21 protein-coding genes are annotated in these 22907 nt (G+C 73.9%); 11 read left to right on the top strand and 10 right to left on the bottom strand.

The window, feature by feature from the left end; genetic code table 11:
* The first annotated feature begins 56 nt into the window (after positions 1-56).
* Positions 57-707: an HD domain-containing protein gene (locus OO48_RS14480; protein ID WP_033216039.1), complete on the top strand. Its 651-nt coding sequence runs from the start codon at positions 57-59 to the stop codon at positions 705-707.
* 18 nt (positions 708-725) lie between these two features.
* Here the strand turns inward: OO48_RS14480 and OO48_RS14475 are convergent, their stop codons facing one another.
* On the bottom strand, positions 726-1268 hold the full coding sequence (locus OO48_RS14475; RefSeq protein ID WP_245194643.1) for an MOSC domain-containing protein: 543 nt from the start codon (positions 1266-1268) through the stop codon (positions 726-728).
* Between the two features lie 41 nt (positions 1269-1309).
* The gene (locus OO48_RS14470; protein WP_033216037.1) at positions 1310-2257 is read right to left on the bottom strand and encodes a LysR family transcriptional regulator; all 948 of its coding nucleotides are present in this window, start codon (positions 2255-2257) and stop codon (positions 1310-1312) included.
* An 84-nt stretch (positions 2258-2341) separates the two neighbouring features.
* Here OO48_RS14470 and OO48_RS14465 point away from each other — a divergent pair, with 84 nt between their 5' ends.
* Genes OO48_RS14465 through OO48_RS14455 form a run of 3 tightly spaced genes read left to right on the top strand, consistent with a single transcriptional unit; the run spans position 2342 to position 5773 of the window.
* On the top strand, positions 2342-3073 hold the full coding sequence (locus OO48_RS14465; protein ID WP_033216115.1) for a succinate dehydrogenase cytochrome b subunit: 732 nt from the start codon (positions 2342-2344) through the stop codon (positions 3071-3073).
* Between the two features lie 31 nt (positions 3074-3104).
* Positions 3105-5048 (top strand): fumarate reductase/succinate dehydrogenase flavoprotein subunit, encoded by a 1944-nt coding sequence (locus OO48_RS14460; RefSeq protein ID WP_033216035.1) that lies wholly within the window; start codon positions 3105-3107, stop codon positions 5046-5048.
* A complete protein-coding gene (locus tag OO48_RS14455; RefSeq protein WP_033216033.1) occupies positions 5045-5773 on the top strand; it encodes a succinate dehydrogenase/fumarate reductase iron-sulfur subunit in 729 nt (242 codons plus the stop codon). The genes OO48_RS14460 and OO48_RS14455 overlap by 4 nt, the downstream gene beginning before the upstream one ends.
* Here the strand turns inward: OO48_RS14455 and OO48_RS14450 are convergent.
* Together OO48_RS14450 and OO48_RS14445 are read right to left on the bottom strand one after the other, a co-directional pair.
* Positions 5748-6113 carry a putative quinol monooxygenase gene (locus OO48_RS14450; RefSeq protein WP_033216031.1) on the bottom strand — a complete coding sequence of 122 codons (366 nt, stop codon included), beginning with the start codon at positions 6111-6113 and terminating at the stop codon, positions 5748-5750. The genes OO48_RS14455 and OO48_RS14450 overlap by 26 nt on opposite strands.
* 149 nt (positions 6114-6262) lie before the next feature.
* Positions 6263-7261 carry an Lrp/AsnC family transcriptional regulator gene (locus OO48_RS14445; RefSeq protein ID WP_033216029.1) on the bottom strand — a complete coding sequence of 333 codons (999 nt, stop codon included), beginning with the start codon at positions 7259-7261 and terminating at the stop codon, positions 6263-6265.
* Positions 7262-7382: 121 nt separating this feature from the next.
* On the opposite strand from OO48_RS14445, the gene OO48_RS14440 reads away from it, so the two are divergent.
* The gene (locus OO48_RS14440) at positions 7383-8819 is read left to right on the top strand and encodes an MFS transporter (RefSeq protein WP_033216027.1); all 1437 of its coding nucleotides are present in this window, start codon (positions 7383-7385) and stop codon (positions 8817-8819) included.
* A gap of 7 nt (positions 8820-8826) precedes the next feature.
* Here the strand turns inward: OO48_RS14440 and OO48_RS14435 are convergent, their stop codons facing one another.
* Positions 8827-9840, bottom strand: coding sequence for an alpha/beta hydrolase (locus OO48_RS14435; RefSeq protein WP_033216025.1), 1014 nt, complete (start codon positions 9838-9840; stop codon positions 8827-8829).
* Between the two features lie 119 nt (positions 9841-9959).
* On the opposite strand from OO48_RS14435, the gene OO48_RS14430 reads away from it, so the two are divergent.
* Complete coding sequence (locus OO48_RS14430) at positions 9960-10577, top strand: helix-turn-helix domain-containing protein (protein ID WP_033216023.1); 618 nt, start codon at positions 9960-9962, stop codon at positions 10575-10577.
* Between the two features lie 32 nt (positions 10578-10609).
* Here the strand turns inward: OO48_RS14430 and OO48_RS14425 are convergent, their stop codons facing one another.
* Positions 10610-11029, bottom strand: a complete 420-nt coding sequence (locus tag OO48_RS14425; protein WP_033216021.1) for a winged helix-turn-helix transcriptional regulator — start codon at positions 11027-11029, stop codon at positions 10610-10612.
* Positions 11030-11116: 87 nt separating this feature from the next.
* Here OO48_RS14425 and OO48_RS14420 point away from each other — a divergent pair, with 87 nt between their 5' ends.
* On the top strand, positions 11117-11932 hold the full coding sequence (locus OO48_RS14420; RefSeq protein ID WP_033216113.1) for an NAD(P)H-binding protein: 816 nt from the start codon (positions 11117-11119) through the stop codon (positions 11930-11932).
* Positions 11933-11975: 43 nt separating this feature from the next.
* Here OO48_RS14420 and OO48_RS14415 read toward each other — a convergent pair whose 3' ends face one another.
* Together OO48_RS14415 and ligD are read right to left on the bottom strand one after the other, a co-directional pair.
* Positions 11976-13448, bottom strand: a complete 1473-nt coding sequence (locus tag OO48_RS14415) for a serine hydrolase domain-containing protein (protein WP_051732126.1) — start codon at positions 13446-13448, stop codon at positions 11976-11978.
* A 161-nt stretch (positions 13449-13609) separates the two neighbouring features.
* On the bottom strand, positions 13610-14611 hold the full coding sequence (gene ligD / locus OO48_RS14410; protein WP_209439481.1) for a non-homologous end-joining DNA ligase: 1002 nt from the start codon (positions 14609-14611) through the stop codon (positions 13610-13612).
* Between the two features lie 101 nt (positions 14612-14712).
* On the opposite strand from ligD, the gene OO48_RS14405 reads away from it, so the two are divergent.
* Complete coding sequence (locus tag OO48_RS14405; protein ID WP_033216017.1) at positions 14713-15777, top strand: ATP-dependent DNA ligase; 1065 nt, start codon at positions 14713-14715, stop codon at positions 15775-15777.
* Here OO48_RS14405 and OO48_RS14400 read toward each other — a convergent pair.
* The gene (locus OO48_RS14400; protein WP_033216015.1) at positions 15750-16706 is read right to left on the bottom strand and encodes a TetR/AcrR family transcriptional regulator; all 957 of its coding nucleotides are present in this window, start codon (positions 16704-16706) and stop codon (positions 15750-15752) included. The two genes, OO48_RS14405 and OO48_RS14400, sit on opposite strands and share 28 nt — an antisense overlap.
* Before the next feature lie 169 nt (positions 16707-16875).
* Here OO48_RS14400 and OO48_RS14395 point away from each other — a divergent pair, with 169 nt between their 5' ends.
* On the top strand, positions 16876-18093 hold the full coding sequence (locus OO48_RS14395; RefSeq protein WP_033216013.1) for an FAD-dependent monooxygenase: 1218 nt from the start codon (positions 16876-16878) through the stop codon (positions 18091-18093).
* A 60-nt stretch (positions 18094-18153) separates the two neighbouring features.
* On the opposite strand, the gene OO48_RS14390 is transcribed toward OO48_RS14395, so the two are convergent.
* On the bottom strand, positions 18154-20112 hold the full coding sequence (locus OO48_RS14390) for a fibronectin type III domain-containing protein (protein WP_063830674.1): 1959 nt from the start codon (positions 20110-20112) through the stop codon (positions 18154-18156).
* A gap of 413 nt (positions 20113-20525) precedes the next feature.
* On the opposite strand from OO48_RS14390, the gene tdh reads away from it, so the two are divergent.
* Together tdh and OO48_RS14380 are read left to right on the top strand one after the other, a co-directional pair.
* Entirely contained in the window at positions 20526-21557 is a 1032-nt protein-coding gene (tdh, locus tag OO48_RS14385; protein WP_033216011.1) for an L-threonine 3-dehydrogenase, read from the top strand.
* A gap of 48 nt (positions 21558-21605) precedes the next feature.
* Positions 21606-22796, top strand: a complete 1191-nt coding sequence (locus OO48_RS14380) for a glycine C-acetyltransferase (protein WP_033216009.1) — start codon at positions 21606-21608, stop codon at positions 22794-22796.
* Positions 22797-22907 lie beyond the last annotated feature (111 nt).

Genomic DNA, 22907 nt, shown 5'->3' with positions numbered 1-22907 from the left:
CCGGGGACCCGGCCCGTGGCCCCGGGCCCGGACGCCCGTCTGGCAGGATGGGGGCCATGAGCGACGAGGAACGCCGACGCCCGCTCGTCGACCGGACCCCTTTCCCCGACGGTCTCGACGAGCGGCTGCGCGCCCAACTCACCTTCCTGGTGGAGGTGGACCGGCTCAAGACGGTCCTGCGGCAGTCCCCGCTCGCCGCCGCCGACCGCCGGGAGAACGACGCCGAGCACTCCTGGCACCTGGCCATGATGGTCACGGTCCTCGCCGAACACGCCGACGAGCCGATCGACGTCGGCCACACCGTCCGACTCGTCCTGCTGCACGACCTGGTGGAGATCTACGCCGGCGACACCCCGCTGTACGACAGCGCCGGGGCCGTCGACCAGGAGGAGCGCGAGGCGGCGGCCGCCGACGAGCTGTTCTCCCTGCTGCCCGAGGACCAGACCCGCCTGCTGCGCTCCCACTGGGACGAGTTCGAGGCCCGCCGCACCCCCGAGGCCCGCTTCGCCAAGGCCATGGACCGCCTCCAGCCCCTCCTGCTCAACTGGATGGCCCGCGGCGGCACCTGGCGCACCCCCGGAGTCACCGCGGCCGACGTGCGGGCCCGCAAGGCCGTCATCGGCGACGCGTCCGCCGCCCTGTGGGCCGCCGCCCGGCGCCTCATCGACGAGGGCGAGGCCCGGGGCTGGTCCCGCCCCGGCCCCTGATCCCGCCCGGGCCCCGGCTCAGACCCGTTCGAGCGGGCGGTGCGGCCCGTCCGGCAGCGTGACGGTGATGCCGTCCCCGGGGCGGATCGCGCCGCCGGTCCGCGCCACGCCCATGACGCCCGCCCGGCGGACCAGTTCGCCGTTCTCGTCCCGGTGCACCACCCGCTTGAGCAGCCCGTGCTGGAAGTCGTCGATCTGCGCGCACGGGTTGCGCAGCCCGGTCACCTCGACCACGGCTTCCGCCCCGAGGTGCAGCAGCGCCCCGACCGGCAGGCCGAGCAGGTCCACGCCCCGGGTGGTGACGTTCTCGCCCAACTGCCCGGGTGCGACGGTGAACCCGGCCTCCGCCAGCTCCTCGAACAGCTCGACGTGCATCAGGTGCACCTGCCGCAGGTTCGGCTGCGAGGGGTCCTGCGCCACCCGGGAGCGGTGCTTCACCGTCGTCCCCGCGTGCACGTCGCCCTCGACCCCGAGACCCGCCACCAGCCGGATCCCGTCCCGGTTCGGCTTCGTGAACGAGTACTCCTCGTTCCTGCTGACCGCCACCACGTTCCCGGTCACCCGGACCACCTCTCGTCGCACCGATGTTCCGTGCACCCACCCTACGCGGGGCCCGGTCCGGTTCGGGCAGGGGGGAGGAGCAGGGTGCCCGGGGGCAGCGAACCGGTGCGGTCGGCCTCGCGGAGGTAGGTGAGCAGCGCCCCGCGGAACGCGGCCGCGGCGCGGGTGAGCGGCAGGTCGCGGCCGTGCGCGAGGGCGATGGTGCGGCCGAGGCCCGGCGGGGCGAAGGGGGTGCTGGGCAGGGCGGCGCTGGCGGCGACCATGCCGGGCACCACCGCGGGCCCGAGACCGGCCCGGACGGCGGCCAGCACGGCGTCCATCTCGCCGCCCTCGACGGCGTACGAGGGCTCGAAGCCGGCCGCCCGGCAGGCCGCCAGGGTGGTCTCGCGGACGTCGTAGCCCTCGCGGAACATCACCAGGCCCCGGCCGCGCAGGTCGGTGATCCGGGCCCGGCGGCGGGGGAGCGGGGACGCCGAGACCAGCACCAGGTCCTCGTGCAGCAGCGGGGTGACGTCCATCGCGGCGGACGGCTCGGACACCGGGGAGGCGACCACCAGCGCGAGGTCCAGCTGCCCGGCCTCCAGGTCGCGGACCAGGTCGCGCGAGCCGCCCTCGGTCAGCCGCAGGTCGACGCCCGGGTACTCGGCCCGGTAGCTGCCCAGCACCTGCGGGACCAGGCTGGCGCACAGCGAGGGCGGCGCGCCGAAGCGGACCCGGCCGCGGCGCAGCTGCACCGTCTCGGCGACGGCCCGCCGGGCGCTGTCCGTGTCGGCCAGGATCCGGCGGGCCAGCGGCAGCAGCGCCTCCCCGGCGTCGGTCAGGGTCGTCCCGGAGCGCGAGCGGTGGAACAGTTCGGCTCCCAACTCCCGTTCCAGGGAGCGGATCTGCTGGGACAGCGAGGGCTGCGAGACGTGGCTCAGCTCGGCGGCCCGGGTGAAGTGCCGGGCGTCGGCGACCGCGACGAAGTAGGCGAGCTGGTGCAACTGCACACCAGCCATCATAGGCACCACCTATCGTGAGCGGCGCTTCCATGTCTTGGACACCTCCGACACACCCGGCTTACGGTCATGGTCATGGCTTCTGCTACCCGGACCAACCGGACGACCCGGACCCCCGCCCCAGGCCGGCACCCGTCCTCCCTGGCGTCGCTGTGGCGCAGCTCCGTCGGCAAGAAGGCGGTCATGGCGGTCAGCGGCCTGGTGATGCTGGCGTACCTGGTCGCCCACATGCTCGGCAACCTCAAGGTGTTCTCCGGCCCGGACGACATCAACGGCTACGCGCACTGGCTGCGCACCCTGGGCCAGCCGTTCCTGCACTACGGCTGGTTCCTCTGGCTGGCCCGGCTGGTCCTGCTGGCGGCCGTGCTCGCCCACGGCACCGCCGCCTACCAGCTCTCCCGCCGCGACCTGAAGGCCCGCCCGGTGAAGTACGTCCACCAGCGGCAGCGGGCGACGTACGCGACCCGGACGATGCGCTGGGGCGGGGTGATCCTCGGCCTGTTCATCGTCTGGCACATCCTCGACCTGACCACCCTCACGGTGAACCCGGCCGCCGAGGAGGGCCACCCGTACCAGAACATCGTGGCCTCGTTCTCGACCTGGTACTCGGGCGGGATCTACTGCCTGGCGATGCTGGCGCTCGGCCTGCACGTGCGGCACGGCTTCTGGAGCGCCGCGCAGACCCTGGGCGCCAACAACCCGCGCCGGGACCGGGGGCTGAAGCTCGCGGCGAACGGGCTGGCGCTGCTGCTGACCGCCGGCTTCCTGTCGGTGCCGGTGGCCGTGATGGCCGGACTGGTCCGATGAGCCGCCCCACCCGAACCATGGAGACGCCCCGATGAGCTACCTCGACTACACGCTCGGCGAACCCGTCGCCGACACCGCCGCCCCGGCCGGGCCGATCGAACAGCGGTGGCAGCAGCGGCGGTTCGAGGCCAAGCTGGTCAACCCGGCCAACCGCCGCAAGCACACCGTGATCGTGGTGGGCACCGGCCTGGCCGGCGGCGCGGCCGGCGCGACCCTGGCCGAACAGGGCTACCACGTCGTCCAGTTCTGCTTCCAGGACTCCCCGCGCCGGGCCCACTCGATCGCCGCGCAGGGCGGCATCAACGCGGCCAAGAACTACCGCAACGACGGCGACTCGGTGCGCCGGCTGTTCTACGACACCGTCAAGGGCGGCGACTTCCGGGCCCGCGAGTCCAACGTGCACCGCCTCGCCGAGGTCTCGGTGGAGATCATCGACCAGTGCGTGGCCCAGGGCGTCCCGTTCGCCCGCGAGTACGGCGGCCTGCTCGACACCCGCTCCTTCGGCGGCGTCCAGGTCTCCCGCACCTTCTACGCCCGCGGCCAGACCGGCCAGCAGCTGCTGCTCGGCGCCTACCAGGCGCTGTCGCGGCAGATCGCCGCCGGGAACGTCGAGATGCACCCGCGCACCGAGATGCTCGACCTGCTGGTGGTCGACGGCCGGGCCCGCGGCATCGTCGCCCGCGACCTGGTCACCGGCGAGATCCGCTCCTACACCGCGGACGCCGTGGTGCTCGCCACCGGCGGCTACGGCAACGTCTTCTACCTCTCCACCAACGCCAAGAACTCCAACGCCACCGCGATCTGGCGCGCCCACCGGCGCGGCGCCCTGTTCGCCAACCCGTGCTTCACCCAGATCCACCCCACCTGCATCCCGCGCTCCGGCGACCACCAGTCCAAGCTGACCCTGATGAGCGAGTCGCTGCGCAACGACGGCCGGATCTGGGTCCCCAAGGCCAAGGGCGACACCCGCCCGCCCGCGCGGATCCCCGAGGACGAGCGCGACTACTACCTGGAGCGGATCTACCCGGCGTTCGGCAACCTGGTGCCCCGCGACATCGCCTCCCGGGCCGCCAAGGTGGTCTGCGACGAGGGCCGCGGCGTCGGCCCCGGCGGGCAGGGCGTCTACCTGGACTTCGCCGACGCCATCGCCCGGCTCGGCCGGGACGCCGTCGAGGCCAAGTACGGCAACCTGTTCGAGATGTACGAGCGGATCACCGCCGAGGACCCGTACACCGTCCCGATGCGGATCTACCCGGCGATCCACTACACGATGGGCGGACTCTGGGTCGACTACGACCTGCAGACCACCATCCCGGGCCTGTTCGCGATCGGCGAGGCCAACTTCTCCGACCACGGCGCCAACCGGCTCGGCGCCAGCGCCCTGATGCAGGGCCTCGCCGACGGCTACTTCGTGCTGCCGCCGACCCTCAACGACTACCTGGGCCGCACCAAGCTGGACGCCGTCCCGGCCGACCACCCCGAACTCACCGCCGTGGAAGCCGAGTCCGCCGACCGGCTGAACCTGATCCTGGCCGTCGACGGCGACCGCACCCCCGACTCCTTCCACCGCGAACTCGGCGAACTCCTCTGGGAGGAGTGCGGAATGGCCCGCGAGGAGGCCGGACTGCGCCGCGCCCTGGCCCGGATCCCGGAGATCCGCGAGGAGTTCTGGCGCCGGATCAAGGTGCCCGGCACCGGCGAGGAGCTCAACCAGGCGCTGGAGAAGGCCAACCGGCTGGTCGACTACTTCGAACTCGCCGAACTGATGTGCCTGGACGCGCTGCACCGCGCCGAGTCCTGCGGCGGCCACTTCCGTACCGAGTCCGCCACCCCCGACGGCGAAGCCGCCCGCCGCGACGAGGAGTTCGGCTACGCCGCCGCCTGGGAGTTCACCGGCACCGGCACCGCACCCGTCCTGCACAAGGAAGATCTCGTCTTCGAGCACGTCCACCCCACCCAGCGGAGCTACGCGTGAACCTCACCCTGCGCATCTGGCGCCAGCAAGGCCCGGAGACCCCGGGCGAGATGACCGAGTACCGGGTCTCCGGGATCAGCGAGGACATGTCCTTCCTGGAGATGCTCGACACCCTCAACGAGGAGCTGATCCTGCGCGGCGAACGCCCGGTCGCCTTCGACCACGACTGCCGCGAGGGCATCTGCGGCGCCTGCGGCATGGTCATCAACGGCCAGGCCCACGGCCCCGAACGCACCACCACCTGCCAGCTGCACATGCGGCACTTCGACGACGGCGACACCATCGACGTCGAACCCTGGCGGGCCGGCGCCTTCCCCGTGGTCCGCGACCTGATGGTGGACCGCTCCGCCCTCGACCGGATCATCGGCTCCGGCGGCTACGTCACCGCCCCCACCGGTTCCGCTCCCGAGGCGCACGCCACGCCCGTCCCCAAGGAGGCCGCCGACCTGGCCTTCGAGCACGCCGAGTGCATCGGCTGCGGGGCCTGCGTCGCCGCCTGCCCCAACGGCTCGGCGATGCTGTTCACCGCCGCCAAGGTCGTCCACCTCAACGTCCTCCCGCAGGGCGCGCCCGAACGCGCCTCCCGGGTGCGGAACATGGTGGAGACCATGGACGCCGAGGGCTTCGGCGGCTGCACCAACACCGGCGAGTGCGCCACCGCCTGCCCCAAGGGCATCCCGCTGACCGGCATCGCCCGCCTCAACCGCGAGTTCCTGCGGAGCTGACCGGCTCGCCGGCCAACCACCCCTCGTGGGCTTCCGGGGCACCCGCCAAGTGCTCCGGAAGCCGCGCCAGCACGTCCTCGAGCACGGCCGTGCCGTGGTGCAGCGCGAGGTCCGCCCGGCTCGCCCACAGCTCGTACAGGAAGAACCGGCCGTCCTGCTGCTCGTGCAGCCGGTACACCAGGTTGCCGGCGTGCGAGCGCGATGGCTCCACCAACGAGGCCGGCAGCTCCCGGAGTTGCTCCCGGTGCCCGTCCTTCGGGGTGAGGAAGCCGTACAGTGCGACGGGCCCGGTGGGGTCGGTGCCGTGCGCGTGCGCGTTCGTGTCCTGGTTCGTCGTCATGTCGGCAACCGTGGGATGTGACACCGGTGTGAGGTTCAGGTCGCGGCGGCGTGGGGCGGGTCACATGATGCGGATCGGCGAACTCGCCACCGCCCGCGACGCCCTCGCTGAACTCACCGCCCGCATCCCGCAGACCGTCTGACGAGCCGTCAGATGTCGCGCGGGGAGGACAGCGGCAGCGGGCCCGGCCCCTTGACGATCCGGATGGTCGGCGCGGTCTCCAGGTGCTGCACCCCCGGCAGCGCCGCCACCCGGGTGGTCAGGTAGCCGTACAGCTCCCGCACGCTGCGGGTGATCACCACCGCGTGCAGGTTGCTCGGGCCGGTCGTCGCGCAGGCGTACGCCACCTCCGGGTGCCCGGCCAACGCCGCACCGGCGGCGGCCAGTTCGGACGGAACCACGTTCAGCCACAGGCAGGTGTGGGTGCGCAGCCCGAAGAACCGCCAGTCCACGTCCAGGTCGAAGTACAGCGCGCCGGACGCGGTCAGCTCCTCCAGCCGGCGGCGCACCGTGCTCTCCGACTTCCCGCAGGCGACCGCCAGTTCGGCCAGCGGGGCCCGCCCGTCCACCGCCAGCACGCCCAGCAGCCGCCGGTCCGTCGCGTCCAACTCCGCTGCGGGGGAGTCGGGTTCGGCCGCCCGCGGCCCGGTCGCGGTGAGCGCCGCGACCTGTTCGGCAGTCAGCGCGCCGGACTTGGCCGTGAGGCTCTGCGCCCCGCCGAAGAAGGTGTGCAGCACGCAGTGCGCGGCCACGCCCAGCACGCTCGGCGTGCGCGGCAGGTGCTGGAGCAGCAGCGAGTGGTCCGAGCGGTCCGGCGGGGTGCGGGTCGTGCAGGCGATCTCGGTGCCGCCCGAGTTCAGCGACACCCACACGGTGTCCTCCCGCCGGGCCAGCGCGGCCGCCACCGCCCCCGCCGAGTCCGGCGTGCAGCGCACCCGCAGCTGCCAGCGCACCTCGCCCAGCCGCTCCGGGTCGCTCAACCCCAGCACCCGGATCGCCCCCGTCCCGCGCAGCCGCCCGTACCGGCGCGCCACCGTCTGGTCGGACACCCCCAGCACCGCCGCCAGCCGGCTGAACGCCGCCCGCGGGGCCAGTTGCAGCGCGTGCACCAGCTGTCGGTCGATCAGGTCGTGCGTGTCGGATCCCACCGCCCCATGATAGACAGCGTCGGAAAACGCCGAGAGCGGCGCACCGGCTAGGGGAAAGCCGCGCCCCGGCCCGACAGTACGGGGAGAACAAGCGACCCCGCCCCGGAAGGACGGCCGCCCCGTGCGCAAGTGGACACCCCTGACGGCGATCTGCGTCGGCGCGTTCATGCTGCTGGTCGACGCCAGCATCGTGAACACCGCGCTGCCCGAGATGTCCGAGGACCTGCACTCCACCTTCACCGCCCTGCAGTGGGTGGTCGACGTGTACGCCCTCACCCTCGCCGCCCTGCTGATGGTCTTCGGCTCGCTCGGCGACCGCCTCGGCCACCGCCGCCTCTACCTGGCCGGCCTCGCCGCCTTCGGCCTCGCCTCGCTGGTCTGCGCGCTCGCCCCCGGCGCCGGCACCCTGATCGCCGCCCGCGCCGTCCAGGGCATCGGCGGCGCCGCCATGATGACCTCCACCACGGCCCTGCTGAACACCGCGTACCAGGGCCGCGACCGGGGCACCGCGTTCGGCGTCTGGGGCGCCGTCAACGGTGCCGCGGCCGCCGCCGGACCGGTGCTCGGCGGGCTGCTCACCCAGCAGTTCGGCTGGCGCTCGATCTTCCTGGTCAACCTGCCGGTCGCCGCGCTGGCCGGCTGGCTCACCGTCCGCCGCCTCGCCGCCGACCCCGCCCGCACCGCCCGCCCCGCCGGACGCTTCGACCTGCCCGGCGCCGCCGCCTTCACCCTGTTCGCCGCCGCCCTCACCTACGGCCTGATCGAGAGCGGCGAACGCGGCTGGACCGACCCCCTGGTGCTCGCCGTCCTGGCCGCCGCCGCGCTCGCCCTCGCCGTCTTCACCACCGTCGAACTGCGCACCGCGCACCCCCTGCTGGACCTGGGCCTGCTGCGCAACCCCGCCTTCGCCGGACTCGCCGCCGCCGGACTGCTGCTCAGCGCCGCCGCCTTCGCCCAACTCACCTACACCGGCCTGTGGCTCCAGCAGGTCCTCCACCTCGGCCCGCTGAGCGCCGGACTCGCCGTCTGCCCGCTCGCCGCCGCCGCGTTCGTCACCGCCCCGCTCGGCACCCGGCTGCTGCGCGGCGCACCCCCGAGGCTGCCGATCGCCCTCGGCCTGGCCCTGATCGGCACCGGCACCCTGCTGCTCGCCCTGGTCTCGTCCGGCTCCGACTGGACGGCCCTGCTGCCCGGCCTGCTGGGCACCGGCACCGGCGTCGGCCTGGCCACCCCGCAGATGATGTCCGCCACCCTCGCCACCGTCCCGCGCGAACGCGCCGGCATGGCCTCCGGCGCCTTCAACACCGCCCGCCAGCTCGGCTACGCCCTGGGCATCGCCGCCCTCGGCACCGTCTTCCAGCGCACCCTGCGCGACCGGGACGGCGCCGGCCCACGGCACGCCTACGCCGCCGCCCTCGACCACGTCTACCTGACCGCCGGCGCGGCCGGACTGCTCGCCGCCGCCCTGGTCGTCCTGCTGGTCCGCCGCCCGGCCGCCGCCGCGCCCGCCCCGCAGCCCGCCGTTGTCGTCGAGGAGCGCTCCCCGCAGCCCTCCTGACGGAGCGTCAGCCCTTCGAGAGCGCGTCGAGCCAGGAGACCAGCAGCTCGTTGACCTCCACGGCGCGCTCCTGCTGCACCCAGTGGCCGCAGCCCTCCAGCAGGTGGGCGGCGGCCAGCGCGGGCAGCGTGCGCGGGAAGGCGTCGATCGCCCCGGCCATCCAGGTGGTCGAGGCGTCCCGCGTCCCGCCGACGAACAGCGCGGGCTGTTCGATCGGCCGGCCGTCGAACTCGGCCAGCTCCGCCCAGTCCCGGTCCATGTTCCGGTAGCGGTTCAGCGCGCCCGTCAGGCCGGTGCGCTCGAACTCGCCCGCGTAGAAGTCGAGATCGGCCTCCGACAGCCAACCGGGGCGCACCCCGCGCGGAAAGCGCTCGCGCAGCGTGGCCCCCTCGGCGCGGGAGACGAAGTGCGGGTCGGGCGCCTCCGGGCCCGGCATGGTGTCCGCCGACAGCGCCGCGAAGAAACCCGCCAGCCAGCCCCGGACGTCCGGCTCGATCTCGGCCTCGGCCCGCCCCGGACGCTGGAAGTACGAGACGTAGAACTCCTCCGGCCCGCCCATCCCCGCGAACACCTCGCTCGGCCGCGGCCCGCCCGGCGGGGCGTACGGCACGCTCAGCAGGCCCACCGCGCGGAACACCTCCGGGTGCAGCAGCGCGGACGCCGCCGCGATGTTCGACCCCCAGTCGTGCCCGACCACCACCGCCGTCTCCGCGCCCAGCGCCCGCACCAGCGCCAGGTTGTCCGCCACCAGCTCCCGCATCCGGTACGCCGCCGGACCGGCCGGCCGGGACGAACGCCCGTAGCCGCGCACGTCCGGCGCCACCGCCCGGTACCCCGCCGCGGCGAGCGCCGGCAGCTGGTGCCGCCACGAGTACCAGGACTCCGGGAACCCGTGCACCAGCAGCACCAGCGGACCCTCCCCCTGCTCCACCGCGTGCAGCCGCCCACCGGGGCCGGCGACGGTTCGGTGACGCGGCCCGGCGACCGGGCCCGGCGCGGCGGTTCCTCGCGAGACGGACATGACGGCTCCTCCAGCGGACGGGACGGACGAGGGGACGCGTCGATCATGCGCCACCCCGTCCCGCCGGGGGGACTATCCTTGCCGTATCGGCAAAACCCCAGGCAGGAGGCGCCAGGCGGATGACCACCGAAACCCCGGACGGCCACGTGGACCGCCTGCTGGCCGCGATGGGACCCCGACTGCGCGCCGCCCGCGAACGGCACGGCGCCAGCCTCAGCGAGGCGTGCCGCGCCACCGGCCTCACCCCCAGCACGCTGTCCCGGATGGAGACCGGCCGCCGCAGACCCACCCTGGAGGTGCTGCTCCTGCTCGCCCGGGAGTACGGCGTCCCGCTCGACGAACTGACCGGCACCGCCCGGCCCGCACCCGCGTCCGTGCCCCGCCGCGCCCGCCCGGCGAACGCCAAGACGGTGCTCCCGCTGACCCCCTACGTCGGCGGCCTGCACGCCCACAAGCACGTCCTGCCCGCCGTCCCGCCCGCCACGGACACCGCCCAGCCCCCGCCGCGGCCCCGCCAGGTCTCCCACCCGGGCCACGAATGGCTGTGCGTGCTCTCCGGCCGCCTCCACCTCGCCCTCGGCGACCGCGACCTGGTCCTGACCGCCGGGGAGGCCACCGAGTTCGACACCCGCACCCCGCACGGAGTCGCCAACGCCGCCCCCGACCGCCCCACCGAGTACCTGGTCATGTTCGGCCCCCAGGGCGAGCGCCTGCGCCTGCGCCCGGCCACCGGCTAGGTGTGCGGTCCGGGCAGGCCGGTGGCGCGCCGTCAGCGGATGTCGTGGCCCGGGTGCTCCAGGTCGTACGCCGCCCGGGCCTCGGCGATCACCTCGCGGTGCGCGAGCGACCAGTCGGCGAGCGCCTTGACCAGGTGGGTCAGTCCGGCCCCCGTGTCGGTCAGCCGGTAGTCGACCTGCGCCGGGACGGTCGGGTACACGGTGCGCCGCACCAGGCCGTCGCGTTCGAGCCGGCGGACGGTGAGCGTGAGCATCCGCTGCGAGATGCCCTCGACGGCGCGCTGCAACTCGCGGAACCGGCGCGGCCCGCCCGCGAGTTCGACGACCACGAGCACCGACCACTTGTCGCCGATCCGGTCCAGCACGTCCCGGATCCCGCAGTCGGGGTGGTCGTGCCGCCCGCAGGGGTCGAGGTCCGCGGGGGTGGTTACTCCCGTGTGCGTGAGTGACACCGAACTGCCTCCTTGTGGCCGGTGGTGCTGCGATCGAGGATCAAGCCTAGTTACCGAAGAGAACCACGACGGAAGGCGGTGACCGGCATGATCCTGGTGACGGGAGCGAACGGGAACCTCGGCTCGGCGATCCTCACGGCCCTGCGGGACCGCGGCACCCCGGCGACCGGAGGCAGCCGCACCCCGGGGGAGGGGACCCGCCGGCTCGACTTCGACGACCCGGCGAGCCTCGACCTCACCGGCGTCTCCACCCTGGTGCTGGTCTCCGCGGGCTACGCCGAGGACGACCGGGTGATCGCCCGGCACGCGGCCGTCCTGGACGCCGCCGCCCGCGACGGCGTCGGCCACGTCGTCTACACCAGCCTCACCACGGCCGGCGACCACCTCGCCTTCGCCGCCGCCCACCGCGCCACCGAACGACTGCTGCGCACCGGCGCCCTGCCCTGGACGATCCTGCGCAACGGCCTGTACGCCGAACTCTTCGGTGCCCTGCTGACCTGGAACGACGGCGGCCTGGAATCCCCGTTCGGCGACGGCGCCCTGGCCGCCGTCGCCCGGGCGGACCTCGCCGACGCCGCGGCGGCCGTCGCGGCCGACCCGGCCCCGTACCGCGGCCGGACCCTCGACCTGGTCGGCCCGCCCGTCACGGCCGGACAGGTCGCCGACCGGCTCGGCGTCCCGCACCGCACCATCGGACTGGAGGAGTACCGCCGCCTCCTCGACGAGACCCCCGGACTCCTCCCGTTCCAACCGCCGATGCTCGCCTCGATCGCCACCGGCATCCGCCACGGCTTCCTCGCCGGGACCACCCCCGACCTCACCGACCTCCTCGGCCGCCCCGCCCGCGACCCGCTGGCCGTCGCCGTCTCCGTCGCCGCCGCGAGCGCGAGCGCGATCGCCTGACAGTGGGTCAGCGCCCCGCCCGGCGCGCACCCGAGCACCCGCGCTACCCGACGTCCGGCCGGGTCATCAGCGGCGAGCGCAGGTGCAACTCCAGCCGGGGACCGGTCAGCGGGACGGTGCTCCACACCGCCGTGGCCCTCCCCGCCGCGCCGTCCACCACCAACCGGACGCGGTGCGGGGTGGCGACCGGGTACAGGTCGGCGACGAAGGCGCCGTCCTGCCGGGGGCCGTCCTGCCGGGGGCCGTCCTGTCGGGGGCCGTCCTGCCAGGCGCCGACCGCGAGGACCGGGCGGCCCAGCGGGGCGCTCTCCCGCCAGCCGCCGTGCCCGACCAGGATCTCCGGGAGCGGGCCGAGGCGCACGCGCCACCCCCCGTCGGCCGGATCGACGGACACCGCCGCCCCGTCCGGGAGCGCGGAGCCCTCGGGGGAGGCGTCGAGCACCGCGCGGGCCGAGCGCCCCGGCCCGGCGGCGCCCGGCACCGGCGGCAGCGAGAGCCGCCGCAGCCGCTCGGCCAGCGCCGCGTCGTCGTCCGGGCCGTCCGCCCGGCCGACACCGGGCAGCAGGCACTCCCACAGGGCGTCGAGCACCGGCTGGGAGTCGCCCTGCGCGGTGACGGCCACCACCAGGTCGTGCGAGGGGACGACCACGCACTGCTGCCCGAAGGCGCCGTGGCCGTGGTAGCCGTGCCGGGACATCCAGAACTGGTAGCCGTAGCCGCAGGAGAAGTCCGGGTCGTCCACGCCCTCCCGGAACGGCACCGAGTCGACGTGCCGGGCCGTCGCCAGCTCCACCCATTCGGCCGGGACGAGCTGCCGCCCGCCCCGGCGGCCGCCGCGCAGCAGCAGTTCGCCGAAGGCCGCCACCGCCTCGGTCCTCAGGTGCAGCCCGTGGAACCCGAACGCGGCGCCGCTGCCGACCCGGTCCCACTCGGCGTGGTCGACGCCCATCGGCCCGAACAGGCGCTCGTCGAGGAACTCCGGCAGGCCGCGCCCCGTGACCCGCTCCACCATCCGGGCCAGCAGGAAGGTGGTCGCGTTGTCGTAGACGTGCCGCGTCCCCTCGGGGACGGCGAACGGCAGGCCCAGGAAGCCCTTCACCAGGTCGCCGGGCTCGCGCTCCCACGCCTCGGCGAGGCTGTCCACGGGGTGCCCGGCGGTCATCGTCAGCAGGTGGTGGACGGTGAGCCGGCGGGCCTGCTCGGAGGCGCCGGCCGGCACCCGCTCGGGCAGCACGTCCACCACCCGGTCCTCCGTCGACAGCAGCCCGTCGGCGACCGCCAGGCCCACCGCGACCGAGGTGAACGACTTGGTCAACGAGTAGAGCAGGTGCGGGCGTTCGGCCGAGTACGGCGCCCACCAGCCCTCGGCGACGACCCGCCCCCGGTGCACCACCATCAGGGAGTGGCACTCGACGGAACGCGCCGCCAGGCGGTCCAGCAGCGCGCCGACCGCCCGGGACGAGACGCCGGCGGCGGACGGAGCGGAACGCGGCAACAGGGCGCGCGGAGCGGACATCCTGACTCCCTGACAGGTGCGGGCCCCTGGAGCGGGGGCGGGCCGACCCGCGCATGCTACGGACGGCGCGGACGGGGTTCCACGGCTTTTCCGCCCGCGTCCCCTCCCGCTCCCCGTCCCGCCTCGTCCCCGTCCCGGCCGGCCCGCCCCCCGCCCGGCCGTCAGTCCCGCTTCCTGGCCCGGCTCGGCTGCACCCGGGACGGCTCGCCCGGCATCTTCGGGAAGTCCGGCGGGTAGGGCAGGTCGCCCGCCCCCTGGTGCGCGTAGAGCTCCAACACCTTCTCCAGCGAAGCGGGTCGGCCGTCCATGCCGGCGTGCACGTCGCCGAGTTCGGCGAACCGCCCGGGCAGCGTGCGCAGCGTGAAGTCGGCGGGGGAGACCCGTTCCAGCTCCTCCCAGCGCAGCGGCGCGGAGGCGGTGGCCTGCGGGCGGCGGCGCAGCGAGTACGGGGAGGCGATGGTGCGGTCGCGGGCCATCTGGTTGTAGTCGACGAAGATCCGGGCGCCGCGCTCCTCCTTCCACCAGGCGGTGGTGACCTCGCCGCCCGAGCGGTGCTCCAGCTCGCGGCCGAGCGCGATCACGGCGTGCCGGCACTCGGTGAACGTCCAGCGCGGTTCGACCGGCACGTACACGTGCAGGCCCCGGCCGCCGGACGTCTTGGGCCAGCCGGTCAGCCCGAACTCCTCCAGCAGCGGCCGCAGTTGCAGCGCGGCGCGGACGGCGTCGGCGAAACCGGTGCCGGGCTGCGGGTCCAGGTCGATGCGCAGCTCGTCCGGGTGCTCGGTGTCGGCGCGGCGCACCGGCCAGGGGTGGAAGGTCAGGCAGCCCAGGTTCGCCGCCCACAGCACGGCGGCCTCCTCGGTCGGGCAGACCTCGTCCGCGCTGCGCCCGGACGGGAAGGCGATCCGCGCGGTCGGCAGCCAGTCGGGGACGTTCTTCGGCGCCCGCTTCTGGTAGAAGAACTCGCCGTCCACGCCGTCCGGGAAGCGCTGCAGCGTGGTCGGCCGCTCCCGCAGCCCGCGCAGCACCCCCGGTGCGACCGCCAGGTAGTACTCGGCGACGTCCCGCTTCGTGTACCCGGGCTCCGGGTAGTAGACCTTGTCCGGGTTCGACAGCCGCACCGTCCGGCCGCCGACCTCCAGTTCCACCGCTGCTCCAGCCATGCCCCCACGCTAGGCACCGCCCCGCCCCGCCCGCGTCGCGCGACACGCCGCCCGGCCCGACACGCCGTCCCCGCCCGCCCCGGCGGGCCACCATCGGAGGCATGCAGCTCCCCGTGATGCCCCCGGTCTCCCCGATGCTGGCCAAGCCCGTCGCCGCGATCCCGCCCGGCATGCAGTACGAGGCCAAGTGGGACGGCTTCCGGGCGATCGTGTTCCGCGACGGCGACGAGGTCGAACTCGGCTCCCGCACCGGCAAGCCGCTGACCAGGTACTTCCCCGAGGTGGTCGAGGCCGTCCGGGAGGGGCTGCCCGAGCGCTGCGTCGTCGACACCGAGATCGTCATCGCGCACGACGGGCGGCTGCACTTCGAGGAGCTGCTGGAACGCATCCACCCCGCCGCCTCCCGGGTCCGCACTCTGGCCGAGCGCACCCCCGCCACCCTGGTGGCCTTCGACCTGCTCGCGCTGGACGACGACGACCTGACCGGCCGCCCGCTGGTCGAGCGCCGCGCCGAACTCGCCCAGCTGCTGGCCGGCGCCGCCCCGCCCGTCCACCTCACCCCCGCCACCACCGACCTGGACACCGCCCGCGGCTGGTTCTCCCGCTTCGAGGGCGCCGGCCTGGATGGCGTGGTCGCCAAACCGCTCGACGCCCCCTACCGGCCCGGCGAACGCACCCTGTTCAAGATCAAGCACGTCCGCACCGCCGACTGCGTGGTGGCCGGCTACCGCGAGCACAAGTCCGGGCCGGTGGTCGGCTCGCTGCTGCTCGGCCTGTACGACGGCGACGGCCGTCTCCAGCACGTCGGCGTCAGCGCCTCCTTCCCGATGGCCCGCCGGGCCGAACTCGCCGCCGAACTCGCCCCGCTGCGCCTGGACCCGGAGCGGATGGGCGACCACCCGTGGGCGCACTGGGAGGACGAGCAGGCCCAGGCGGGCAGTCGGCTGCCCGGCGCGGTCAGCCGCTGGACCGGGAAGAAGGACCTCTCCTGGGTGCCGCTGCGCCCCGAGCGGGTGGCCGAGGTCGGCTACGACCACCTGGAGGGCACCCGGTTCCGGCACACCACGCAGTTCAAGCGCTGGCGGCCCGACCGCGCGCCGGAGAGCTGCACGTACGCGCAGCTGGAGGAGCCGGTCTCCTACGACCTGGGCGCGCTGCTGTCCTGAGCCGGCGCCGCCGCCCGCCCGATCAGCGCGGCCAGCCCGTCCAGCAGACGTTGCAGGCCGAACTCGAAGAGCCGGTCGAGGTCGAAGTCGTAGCCCTCCCGGGTGAGCCGCAGGAAGGTCGGGTGGGCGGCGACCAGCTCCATGAACACGCCTTCCTGCCGGTCCATCCACTCCTCGGAGTCCTGCCCGGTGGCGGCCTCCGCGGCGGCCTCCATCTCCAGGTTGAGCGCGGTGCCCCGGACGTAGTTGAACAGCGTCAGGTAGGCGGTGAACACGTCCTGCACGCCCAGGCCCTCGGCGACCAGGGCGGAGAGCACCCACTCGCCGAAGGGCAGCGCGTTGGCCACCGGCTGGGGCCGGGTCACCGAGAGCGCGGACGCCAGCCAGGGGTGCGCCCGGAACAGGCCCCAGAGCAGGCGGGCGGCCAGCTCCAGCCGGGCCCGCCAGCCGAGCGCGCCCTGCGCGGCGGAGAACGACACGTCGGCGAACACCCGGTCCATCATCAGGTGCACCAGGCCGTCCTTGTCCGGGACGTGCCGGTAGAGCGACATGGTGGCCACGTCCAGCTCGGCCGCGACCCGGCGCATCGACAGCGCCTCCAGGCCCTCGGCGTCGGCCACCGCGACCGCCGCCGCGACGATCCGTCCGGCCGTCAGCACGCCCTCCGGCGCGGGCCGCCGGGGCAGCTGCCGCCCCCCGGAACGGGCCGGTGCGGGGTCCGGGCGCCCGGCGACCACCGTCCCCACGCCCGGGACGGCCCGCACCAGGCCCCGGTCGCGCAGCTGCGCCAGCACCTTGGTGGCCGTCGCCATCGCCACGTTCCACCGGCGGGTGATCTCCCGGGTGGAGGGCACCCGGTCGCCCGGGCGCAGTTCGCCGCGCTCGATCCGCTCCCGCAGTTCGGCCGCGATCTGCTCGTAGCGGTCCACCCGCCCACCTCCGCACTAGTGCACCAGTGGGCGCCATGCTAGCTGCCGACTGGTGCGCGGCACCAGTCTCCGGCGGCCGTCCAGGTGCTCTACCGCACTAGTGCAGCAATCCGGAACCTCCCTTCAGCACCCTTGTCTAGTGCAGTGCGTACGGCGTACATTTAGTGTCATGGAGAACGCGACGACCAACCCCGACATCCTCGTCTCGGGCGGCGGCATCGCCGGCCCCGCCCTGGCGTACTGGCTACGCAGGGCGGGCTTCCGCCCGGTGGTGGTGGAACGGGCCCCCGCCCCCCGGCCCGGCGGCCAGACCGTCGACCTGCGCGGCGCCGGCCGCACCGTCATCGAGCGGATGGGCCTGCTGGAACGGGCGGAAGAACTCGCCGTCGACCAGCGCGGCATCGCCCTGGTCGACCGGCGCGGCCGGCACACCGCCCGGATGCCCACCGAGCTCTTCGGCGGCGAGGGCATCGTCTCCGACCTGGAGATCCTCCGCGGCGACCTGGCCGGCCTGCTCCACGAGGCCGTCGCCGACGACGTCGAGTACCTCTTCGACGACACCCTCACCGCCCTGCGCGAGGACGCCGACGGCGTCCACGTCACCTTCGAGAACGCCCCGCCCCGCCGCTTCGACCTGGCGGTCGGCGCCGACGGCCTGCACTCCGCCACCCGCCGCCTCGCCTTCGGCCCGGAGAGTGAGCACTTCGTCCCGCTCGGCGGCTACACCGCCTGGTTCACCGCCCGCCTCGACCTCGACCTCGACGGCTGGTTCCTGATGTACAACGCCCCCGGCGGCCGGGTCGTGATGGCCCGCCCCGGCCGGCTGCCCGGCGAGACCAAGGTCGCCTTCAGCTTCCGCTCCGCCCCGATCGCCCACGACCGCCGCGACCCGGCCGCCCAGCAGCGCCTGCTCACCGAGAAGTTCGCCGGCGCCGGCTGGGAGACCGACCGGCTGCTCGCCGCGATGGCCGACGCCGACGACTTCTACTTCGAACACCTCGGCCAAGTCCGCCTCGACGGCTACGCCCGGGGCCGCACCGCCCTGATCGGCGACGCCGCCTGCTGCCCCACCCCCCTCACCGGCCTCGGCACCAGCCTCGCCCTGGTCGGCGCATACCTCCTGGCGGGCGAACTCGCCACCGCCCGAGGCGACTTCACCGCCGCCTACGCCGCCTACCAGCACCGCATGCGGCCCTACGCCGCCCAGGCCCAGCAACTCCCGCCCGGCGGCATCCGCGGCTACGCCCCCAACAGCGCCCCGATGATCGCCCTGCGCGCCGCCTCCATACGCTGGATGACCCGCCAACCCCTCCGCCGCATCATGGAGGCCCAGGCCGCCAAGGCCTCCGCCGTCGAACTCCCCGACTACACCCGGGCCTTCGCCTGAGCACGGGGACGGCCCCGGTCCCTGTGGGGTGGGACCGGGGCCGTCGGGGGTGGTGGTGCGTCAGCCGGTGAAGCCGGCCGTGATGGAGGTGAACTGCCAGTCGGACTGGGCGATGCCGGAGCAGGTCTCCTGCAGGCCGCCGCCCGCGCAGCCGCGGTCGCGGTTGACCGACCAGAACGCCAGGCGGGCGATGTGGTTGGTGTTGGCCCAGTCGCGGATCGCGGTCCAGTTGGCCACGGTGGTGGTCTCGTTGTTGTCGCTGAGACCGTTCATGCCGGAGATGCCCAGGTGCGAGTAGGCGGTGGCGTCGTCCCAGCCGTAGACCGACTTGAGCTTGTTCTTCAGGCCGTTCGCCGCGCTGACGGTGGCGGCGTACATGTCGGTCGACGCGTTGCCGAAGTCGAACGGCATGATGGTGAAGACGTCGATGTCCGCGCCCAGCGCCTTGGACTGCTCGATCAGCCGGTTGCCGGGGGCGGTCGGGCCGCTGGTCGCGGTGCCGAAGGTGACGATCGTTTTGATGCCCGGGTTCTTCTGCTTGACGATCTTCAGCGCGCTCAGGATGCGGTCCTGGACGGTGTAGTTCTCGAACTCGTCGGTGTTCTCGATGTCGATGTCGATCGCCTTCAGGCCGTAGGCGTCGATCACCTTCTGGTAGGCGCCGGCCAGCGCGTTCGCGTCGGCGCAGTTCGGGCCGAGCTTGTTGCCCGACCAGCCGCCGAAGGACGGGACGACGTCGCCGCCCGCGGCCCGCACCGCGTTGATGGTCTGCTGGTCCACGCCGTTCAGCAGCGGGCGCTGGCCGTCCCAGGTCGGGTTGCAGCCGTTCTGCGCCAGCACGAAGGCGAGGGTGAACCACTTGATGCCGGTCGCGTTCATCACGGTGGTCGGGGACGGCGGGTTGCCCCAGCCGTTGTACAGGTACGGCGCGGCCTGCTTGAAGGTGCCGGGCGTGCCGCCGCCGCCCGAAGGCGTGGTCACCGCGAGGGAGTTGGACGCCCCCGAGGCGTTGCCGGCCGCGTCGCGGGCCTTCACGGTGAAGGTGTACGAGGTCGAGGCGGTCAGACCGGTGACGGTCGCCGTGGTGCCGGTGACGGTGGTCGCCAGGGCGCCGTTCTTGTACACGTCGTACGCGGTGACGCCGACGTTGTCGCTGGACGCGCCCCAGGACAGCGAGACCTGGGTGGCCGCCGTGGCGGTCGCCGTCAGGTTGCCCGGAGCGGTCGGCGCCTGCGTGTCGCCGCCCGAAGGCGTGGTCACGGAGAGCGAGTTGGACGCGGCCGAGGCGTTGCCCGCGGCGTCGTGCGCCTTCACGGTGAAGGTGTACGACGTGCCCGCGGTCAGACCGGTGACGGTCGCCGTGGTGCCGGTGACGGTGCTGACCAGGGTGCCGTTGCGGTACACGTCGTAGCCGGTGACGCCGACGTTGTCGCTGGAGGGGCCCCAGGACAGCGAGACCTGGGTGGCCGCCGTCGAGGTGGCCGTCAGGCCGCTGGGCGCGGTCGGCGCCTGGGTGTCCGGCGTGCCGCCGCCCGGGCCGTCCAGGCTGATGTCGTCCGCGTAGTACGTGCCCTGGCCGAACCAGCCGTTCAGGTACACCTCGGCGCTGGTCTGCGAGGCGCCGGTGGTGAAGCTCACCGTCAGCTGCTTCCAGTCGGCCGCGGACGGCGTCCAGGTCGAGGTGCCGCCGGTGACACCGAGGTACACGTAGTTGCCGCGCACCCAACCCGACAGCGAGTAGGTGGTGTTGGGCTGCACCGCGACGGTCTGGACGCACTTGGCGTTGTCCGAGGCGCTGACCGCGCCGGCCAGCGCCTTGCTGCCGCCGTGGACGGGGGTGGAGACCACCGAGCCGAGGCCGCCGGAGCAGGACCAGCCGCTCAGGGTGCCGGTCTCGAAACCGGGGTTGGTCAGGACGTTCGCGGCGCTCGCGCTGCTCGGGACGGCGGCGACGGCGGCCGTGGCCAGCAGCAGCGCGGCCGCGCCGACCGCGGTGGCGCGGCGGTTGGGGGCGTGCACGGGTACCTCCAGTGGGGGATGGGGGCGGAGGTGCGTAGGGAGCGCGCACAACAAAATGGACTGGACCAATTGGTTATGTCAAGGCTAGGTCAAGGCGCGGACACTCCGCTGACCCCCCGTCAGGCCCCGGCGCACACCCTCCGGGTGCCGCCCCGCCACTGCTCCGTCCGGGTGTCTTGCGGCACGCCGAGGCGGAGGCCCGGGCCCAGCTCGGGCACGATCGTTCAGCCCAGCTGTGGCACCCGTTAAGAATTCCTCGATGGACCGCACCCGCGGTGACCAGGCAGATTTCACCCTGCCGGGCCGGCCACCGCCGCACGCCGGGCCGCCCCACCGGGCCTGCGACCCCGCGAGGCCCACCCCAGGGCCTGCCGACCGCAGACCCGCCCGAACCCGCGTCAGGAGCGCTCGCCGTGAAGGCACTCGTCAAGCTGAACGCCGAACCCGGACTCTGGATGACCGACGTCCCGGAACCGGAGATCGGCCCCGGCGACGTCCTGATCAAGGTCCTGCGCACCGGCATCTGCGGCACCGACCTGCACATCCGCAAGTGGGACAACTGGGCCCAGCAGACCATCAAGACCCCGATGACCATCGGCCACGAGTTCGTCGGCGAGGTCGCCGCGACCGGCGCCGCCGTCACCGACGTCAACGTCGGCGACCTGGTCAGCGGCGAGGGCCACCTGGTCTGCGGCAAGTGCCGCAACTGCCTGGCCGGCCGCCGCCACCTGTGCCGCAATACCATCGGCCTGGGCGTCAACCGGGACGGCGCGTTCGCCGAGTACGTTGCGCTGCCCGCCTCCAACGTCTGGGTGCACCGCGTCCCCGTCGACCTCGACGTCGCCGCGATCTTCGACCCGTTCGGCAACGCCGTGCACACCGCGCTGTCCTTCCCGCTGGTCGGCGAGGACGTCCTGGTCACCGGCGCCGGACCGATCGGCATCATGGCCGCCGCCGTCGCCAAGCACGCCGGCGCCCGCAACGTCATGATCACCGACGTCTCCCCGTACCGCCTCGACCTCGCCCGCAAGCTCGGCGTCACCCTCGCCCTCGACGTCTCCCGGCACACCATCGAGGACGGCCAGCACCAGCTCGGCCTGCGCGAGGGCTTCGACGTCGGCCTGGAGATGTCCGGCCGCCCCGAGGCGGTGCAGTCGATGATCGCCAACATGACGCACGGCGGGAAGATCGCCATGCTCGGCCTGCCCGCCGACGACTTCCCGATCGACTGGGCCCGCGTGGTCACCTCGATGCTCACCATCAAGGGCATCTACGGCCGCGAGATGTTCGAGACCTGGTACGCGATGTCCGTGCTGCTCGAGGGCGGGCTCGACCTCACCCCGGTGATCACCGGCCGGCACGCCGCCCGGGACTACGAGGCCGCCTTCGACGAGGCCGCCGGCGGCAACTGCGGCAAGGTCATCCTCGACTGGACGACGCTGTAACCCGCCCTCCGCGCCCGCCCGCCGACCCGCCGTTAGGAGCGACACCCCGTGTTCGAGAACGTCCGCGACGACCTCGCCGCCACCCTCTCCGAGATCCGCGAAGCCGGCCTGTTCAAGCCGGAACGCGTCATCGGCACCCCGCAGTCCGCCGAGATCACCGTCACCTCCGGCGACGGCGGCCAGGTGCTCAACTTCTGCGCCAACAACTACCTCGGCCTCGCCGACCACCCCGCCGTGGTCACCGCCGCCAAGGACGCCCTGGACCGCTGGGGCTACGGCATGGCGTCCGTCCGCTTCATCTGCGGCACCCAGGACGTGCACAAGGAACTGGAGCGGCGCCTGTCCGAGTTCCTCGGCCAGGAGGACACCATCCTGTACTCCTCCTGCTTCGACGCCAACGGCGGCGTCTTCGAGACCCTGCTCGACGAGCGCGACGCCGTCATCTCCGACGCCCTCAACCACGCCTCCATCATCGACGGCATCCGCCTCTCCAAGGCCCGCCGCCACCGCTACGCCAACCGCGACCTCGCCGACCTGGAGAAGCAGCTCCAGGACACCCAGGACGCCCGCCGCCGCCTGATCGTCACCGACGGCGTGTTCTCCATGGACGGCTACATCGCCCCGCTGCGCGAGATCTGCGACCTCGCCGACCGCTACGACGCCATGGTCATGGTCGACGACTCGCACGCCGTCGGCTTCGTCGGCCCCACCGGCCGCGGCACCCCCGAACTGCACGGCGTCACGGACCGCGTCGACATCATCACCGGCACCCTCGGCAAGGCGCTCGGCGGCGCCTCCGGCGGCTACGTCGCCGCCCGCCGCGAGATCGTCGCCCTGCTGCGCCAGCGCTCCCGCCCCTACCTGTTCTCCAACTCGCTCGCCCCGGTGATCGCCGCCGCCTCGCTCACCGTGCTCGACCTGCTGGAGACCAGCGACGACCTGCGCGACCGGCTGCGCGCCAACACCGAGCTGTTCCGGACGAAGATGACCGAGGCCGGGTTCGAGATCCTGCCCGGCGAGCACGCCATCGCCCCGGTCATGGTCGGCGACGCCGCCAGGGCCGGCCGGCTCGCCGAACTGCTGCTGGAGCGGGGCGTCTACGTGATCGGCTTCTCCTACCCGGTGGTGCCGCACGGCGCCGCCCGGATCCGGGTCCAGCTCTCCGCCGCGCACAGCACCGAGGACGTCGAGCGCGCCGTCGCCGCCTTCGTCGACGCCCGCACCGCGCTGGACGCCTGACCCGCGAACCGACCGGACCAGGTGCGGGCACCCTCAACCGCACCCACCCCACGGGCCGCCCGCACCCGCCCCCCAGGGGCGGCCCGCCCGGCGCGGGGAGCCGTTCCCGGC

It is taken from the genome of Kitasatospora phosalacinea (assembly GCF_000716545.1).
Classification (GTDB): domain Bacteria; phylum Actinomycetota; class Actinomycetes; order Streptomycetales; family Streptomycetaceae; genus Kitasatospora; species Kitasatospora phosalacinea.
The sequence above is the reverse complement of the archived record's forward strand: the minus strand, read 5'-3'. Positions and strand labels throughout refer to the sequence as shown.

Excerpts from the sequence above, each read along its gene's own strand:
- OO48_RS14480 (WP_033216039.1), top strand. The coding sequence starts at position 57 with ATGAGCGACGAGGAACGCCGACGCCCGCTCGTCGACCGGACCCCTTTC.
- OO48_RS14465 (WP_033216115.1), top strand. The coding sequence starts at position 2,342 with ATGGCTTCTGCTACCCGGACCAACCGGACGACCCGGACCCCCGCCCCA.
- OO48_RS14435 (WP_033216025.1), bottom strand. The coding sequence starts at position 9,840 with ATGTCCGTCTCGCGAGGAACCGCCGCGCCGGGCCCGGTCGCCGGGCCG.
- OO48_RS14420 (WP_033216113.1), top strand. The coding sequence starts at position 11,117 with ATGATCCTGGTGACGGGAGCGAACGGGAACCTCGGCTCGGCGATCCTC.
- ligD (WP_209439481.1), bottom strand. The coding sequence starts at position 14,611 with ATGGCTGGAGCAGCGGTGGAACTGGAGGTCGGCGGCCGGACGGTGCGG.
- OO48_RS14430 (WP_033216023.1), top strand. The coding sequence starts at position 9,960 with ATGACCACCGAAACCCCGGACGGCCACGTGGACCGCCTGCTGGCCGCG.
- OO48_RS14405 (WP_033216017.1), top strand. The coding sequence starts at position 14,713 with ATGCAGCTCCCCGTGATGCCCCCGGTCTCCCCGATGCTGGCCAAGCCC.
- OO48_RS14460 (WP_033216035.1), top strand. The coding sequence starts at position 3,105 with ATGAGCTACCTCGACTACACGCTCGGCGAACCCGTCGCCGACACCGCC.
- OO48_RS14395 (WP_033216013.1), top strand. The coding sequence starts at position 16,876 with ATGGAGAACGCGACGACCAACCCCGACATCCTCGTCTCGGGCGGCGGC.
- OO48_RS14415 (WP_051732126.1), bottom strand. The coding sequence starts at position 13,448 with ATGTCCGCTCCGCGCGCCCTGTTGCCGCGTTCCGCTCCGTCCGCCGCC.
- OO48_RS14450 (WP_033216031.1), bottom strand. The coding sequence starts at position 6,113 with ATGACGACGAACCAGGACACGAACGCGCACGCGCACGGCACCGACCCC.